4 protein-coding genes and 1 pseudogene are annotated in these 4,716 nt (G+C 70.1%); all 5 read left to right on the forward strand.

Annotation, left to right across the window (positions count from 1 at the left end; all coding sequences use genetic code 11):
- Positions 1-121, forward strand: a 121-nt coding sequence (gene trpM, locus GA0115259_RS42235) for a tryptophan biosynthesis modulator TrpM (RefSeq protein WP_370748561.1), incomplete at its 5' end; no start/stop codon positions are given.
- Between the two features lie 130 nt (positions 122-251).
- Complete coding sequence (gene trpB / locus GA0115259_RS28100) at positions 252-1,490, forward strand: tryptophan synthase subunit beta (RefSeq protein ID WP_093602233.1); 1,239 nt, start codon at positions 252-254, stop codon at positions 1,488-1,490.
- A gap of 53 nt (positions 1,491-1,543) precedes the next feature.
- The gene (gene trpA / locus GA0115259_RS28105) at positions 1,544-2,344 is read left to right on the forward strand and encodes a tryptophan synthase subunit alpha (RefSeq protein WP_370748562.1); all 801 of its coding nucleotides are present in this window, start codon (positions 1,544-1,546) and stop codon (positions 2,342-2,344) included.
- A gap of 76 nt (positions 2,345-2,420) precedes the next feature.
- Positions 2,421-3,245, forward strand: a pseudogene (locus GA0115259_RS28110) (thioredoxin domain-containing protein); the annotation flags it as partial.
- A 309-nt stretch (positions 3,246-3,554) separates the two neighbouring features.
- On the forward strand, positions 3,555-4,454 hold the full coding sequence (lgt, locus tag GA0115259_RS28115) for a prolipoprotein diacylglyceryl transferase (protein ID WP_093602237.1): 900 nt from the start codon (positions 3,555-3,557) through the stop codon (positions 4,452-4,454).
- The last annotated feature ends 262 nt before the right edge of the window (positions 4,455-4,716 follow it).

Raw genomic sequence — 4,716 nt, forward strand, 5'->3', positions numbered from 1 at the left:
CTGCCGCCCGCGCGGCTGCCGCGCGCCGGCGCGACGGGTGCACGGCCGGCGCGTGCGCTATGTGATCGGCGACGAGCCCGGCCAGGTGAACGGCATGCGATGGCGCGAGGCCGCGCGCTGAGCGTGGCCAGGCCGATGGTGCGGTGACCGTACGCAGTGCGTACGGTGCCGTGCCGAGGGCTGCCCCGCCTTGGCGCGAAACGGTGCTTCTTCCGTCTCCGTTGCCTCTGATGCTTCTGAGGAGTTCTCGCGTGTCATCCGAGTTCTTTGTTCCCGATCCCGACGGTCATGTCCCCAGCGCCGAGGGATACTTCGGCGCCTTCGGCGGCAAGTTCATCCCTGAGGCGCTCGTCGCCGCTGTCGACGAGGTCGCCGTCGAGTACGAGAAGGCCAAGGGCGATCCCACCTTCGCCGCCGAGCTGAACGAACTGCTGGTCAACTACACCGGCCGGCCCAGCGCCCTGACCGAGGTGCCGCGCTTCGCCGAGCATGCCGGCGGTGTCCGGATGTTCCTCAAGCGTGAGGATCTCAACCACACCGGATCCCACAAGATCAATAATGTGCTCGGGCAGGCGCTGCTCACCAAGCGCATGGGCAAGACCCGTGTCATCGCCGAGACCGGCGCCGGACAGCATGGTGTCGCCACCGCCACCGCGTGCGCGCTGTTCGGGCTCGAATGCACCATCTACATGGGCGAGATCGACACCCGTCGCCAGGCCCTGAACGTCGCCAGGATGCGGATGCTCGGCGCCGAGGTCGTACCGGTCTCCTCCGGAAGCAGGACGCTCAAGGACGCCATCAACGAGGCGTTCCGCGACTGGGTCGCCAATGTGGACCGTACGCACTATCTCTTCGGCACGGTGGCCGGACCGCATCCCTTCCCCGCGATGGTGCGCGACTTCCACCGGATCATCGGAGTGGAGGCCAGGCGGCAGATCCTGGAGCGCGCCGGACGGCTGCCCGACGCCGCCGTCGCGTGTGTCGGCGGCGGCTCCAACGCGATCGGGCTCTTCCACGCGTTCATTCCCGACGAGGGCGTACGGCTGGTGGGCTGCGAGCCCGCCGGACACGGGATCGAGAGCGGCGAGCACGCCGCGACACTGACCGCGGGCGAGCCGGGCATCCTGCACGGCTCGCGGTCGTACGTACTCCAGGACGAGGAGGGCCAGATCACCGAGCCGTACTCGATCTCGGCCGGACTCGACTATCCGGGCATCGGCCCCGAGCACGCGTATCTCAAGGACAGCGGGCGCGGGGAGTACCGCGCGGTGACCGACGACGACGCGATGCGGGCGCTGCTGCTGCTGTCGCGCAGCGAGGGCATCATCCCGGCGATCGAGAGCGCGCACGCGCTCGCCGGCGCGCTGGAGCTGGGCCGGGAGCTCGGGAAGGACGGGCTGATCGTCGTCAATCTGTCCGGGCGCGGTGACAAGGACATGGACACGGCCGCCCGCTACTTCGGGCTGTACGACGGGGAGAGCGCCAAGTGAGCGGGAACAGCCGGAACAGCGGACACACCGGACACACTGGATACACCGGACACATCGCGCTGCTGAGCGAGACGCTCGCGACGGCGAAGGCCGAGGACCGGGCCGCGCTGATCGCCTATCTGCCCGCCGGATTCCCGACCGTGGACGGCGGGATCGAGGCCGTGAAGGCGGCCCTCGACGGCGGTGCGGACGTGGTCGAGGTGGGACTGCCGCACAGCGATCCGGTGCTCGACGGGCCGGTCATCCAGACCGCCGACGACATCGCGCTGCGCGGCGGTGTGAAGATCGCCGATGTGATGCGTACGGTCCGTGAGGCGTACGAGGCGACCGGTAAGCCGGTCCTGGTGATGACGTACTGGAATCCGATCGACCGGTACGGCATCGAGCGCTTCACCGCCGAGCTGGCCGAGGCGGGCGGCGCGGGCTGCATCCTGCCGGATCTGCCGGTGCAGGAGTCGGCGCTGTGGCGCGAGCACGCCGGGAAGCACGGGCTGGCGACGGTCTTCGTGGTGGCGCCGAGCAGCAAGGACGAGCGGCTCGCCAGGATCACCTCGGCGGGCAGCGGCTTTGTCTACGCGGCCTCGCTGATGGGAGTCACCGGTACGCGTGAGTCGGTGGGCCTGGAGGCCCGGGACCTGGTGCTGCGCACCCGGGCCACCACCGCGATGCCGGTGTGTGTCGGGCTCGGCGTGTCCAACGCGGAGCAGGCGGCCGAGGTCGCCGGCTTCGCGGACGGTGTCATCGTGGGCTCGGCCTTCGTGAAGCGGATGCTGGACGCGCCCGACGCGGCGGCCGGACTGGTGGCGGTACGGGAGCTGGCGGCCGAGCTGGCCGAGGGCGTTCGCAAGCGCTGACGGTTCATCTCACACGTACGGGTGGACCTGGGACCGGGGAGGTGCGCAGGCACCTTCCCGGTTCGTTGCTGTGGGCGTGAGCGAGAAGAACCGTGAGGGAAAACGGACCGCGAGAGAGCGGCTCCAGCAGGCACGTGAAGCGGACAGGGTGCGGGAGAGGCGCAGGCGCACCGTGGTCATGTCCGTGGCGGTCGTCGGCGTGCTCGGCGCCGTCGGGGTGATCGGTGTGGTCGCTTCCGAGGTCGGCAAGGACAAGAGCGACAACGCGGCGGGATCGGTGAGCGCGCCGTCCGGCGTCAAGGGCACGGACGATCTGGCGATCCCGGTCGGAGCACCGGACGCGCCGTCCACGCTCACGGTGTGGGAGGACTTCCGCTGTCCGGCGTGCGCCCAGTTCGAGAACGCCTTCCGGGACACGATCCATGAGCTGGAGAGAGCCGGGCAGCTCAAGGTCGAGTATCACCTCGCCACGATCATCGACGGCAACATGGGCGGCAGCGGCTCGCTGCACGCGGCCAATGCCGCGGCGTGTGCCCAGGACGCCGGCAAGTTCTCGCCGTACCACGACGTGCTGTATCAGCATCAGCCGCCGGAGACGAACGACGCCTTCGCCAAGAACAGCCATCTGCTGGACCTGGCGGGCAAGGTCGAAGGGCTGAAGTCGGCGCCGGGATTCCGCCAGTGTGTGGACGCGGGCAAGCACGACGACTGGGTGAAGAAGTCCGCGGAGAAGTTCAGGACGGGCGGTTTCTCCGGGACGCCGACGGTGCTGCTCAACGGGGAGTCGGTGTTCCCGAAGAAGGGCAGTGAGAACCTCACTCCGGACAATCTGAAGAAGTGGGTCGCGGCGGCGAACAAGGGCAAGAAGCCGGGGACGCAGACGCCCTCGGCGCCCGCGTCGGCTTCGGACACGGGAGGAGCCTCGGGACCGGGCGCGGGACCGGGCGCGGACACGGAACCGGCCGCCGGGTCCGGCGCGGGAGCCGGCTCCGGAGCGGGCTCGGGGACCGACGTCCCGGGGTCTGCTTCGGCTCCCGCTTCGGCTCCGCCTTCCGGTCCGGTTTCGGCTCCCGCTTCGGGGCCCGCCGTATCCTCCGGCTCGGATCCCGCCACGGCCGTCGCTCCGTCCCCTGCCGTCTGACCTCGTTATCCAGAAGTTGCCGGGCGGGTTGCCTCAGATCCCGCCCGGCACTGTACGGTCGGTTCTGCCATGGACCTTGCCTACATTCCCAGCCCGTCGACCGGAGTGCTCCATCTCGGACCGCTTCCGCTGCGCGGCTATGCGTTCTGCATCATCATCGGTGTCTTCGTCGCCGTCTGGTACGGCGGCAAACGCTGGGTCGCCCGGGGCGGCAAACCCGGCACCGTGGCCGACATCGCCGTCTGGGCGGTGCCCTTCGGCCTGGTCGGCGGGCGGCTCTACCATGTGATCACCGACTATCAGCTGTACTTCAGCGACGGTGAGAACTGGGTCGACGCCTTCAAGATCTGGGAGGGCGGGCTCGGTATCTGGGGCGCGATCGCGCTGGGCGCGGTCGGTGCCTGGATCGGCTGCCGCCGCCGTGGGATCCCGCTGCCGGCGTACGCGGACGCCATCGCGCCCGGCATCGTCATCGCACAGGCCATCGGGCGCTGGGGCAACTGGTTCAACCAGGAGCTGTACGGAAAGCGGACGGATCTGCCGTGGGCACTGGAGATCTCCTCGGGCACGAACCGCGAGGCCGGTCTCTACCACCCGACGTTCCTGTACGAGTCGCTGTGGTGCCTGGCCGTCGCGCTGGTGATCGTCTGGGCCGACCGCCGCTTCAAGCTGGGACACGGGCGGGTGTTCGCCCTCTATGTCGCGGCGTACTGCGCGGGCCGCGCCTGGATCGAGTACATGCGGGTGGACGAGGCGCACCATGTCCTCGGCGTCCGGCTGAATGTCTGGACGGCGGCCGTCGTCTTCGTCCTGGCGGTCGTCTACTTCCTGGTGTCGGCGCGGGTACGTCCCGGACGCGAGGAGATCGTCGAGCCGGAGCGCGAGGCAGTGACACCGCCGAAGGACACGGACGCGTCCGACACGGACGCGGACGCCGCCGCGTCGGCCGAACCGGCCGACAAAACCTGACGCGCTCCCGCTTCCCGGCACCCTGGTTTTCCCGGCCTGCGGCCGGAGTACGGCGAGGAGCCGGCCCCTACCGAGCGGGCACCCGGCACCGGGCGGGCCGTTCCGTCCTCAAACGCCGGACGGGCTGGATGTTTGCCCCACAGTCTGGGCGCCCGGCGCCGGGGTTGGCGGACGGGCTGGGTTTCGCGGCCCGCAGAGGGCGTGCGGCGGGAGGAGGCCCCGGCACCCGGCACCACCCACCGGCCCCCGCGCCGCGGGCGCG

It is taken from the genome of Streptomyces sp. MnatMP-M17, assembly GCF_900091995.1.
Taxonomy (GTDB): Bacteria; Actinomycetota; Actinomycetes; order Streptomycetales; family Streptomycetaceae; genus Streptomyces.

What these genes read in the sequence shown, in the direction of transcription:
- lgt (WP_093602237.1), top strand. Translation starts at nt 3,555, where the DNA reads ATGGACCTTGCCTACATTCCCAGCCCGTCGACCGGAGTGCTCCATCTC.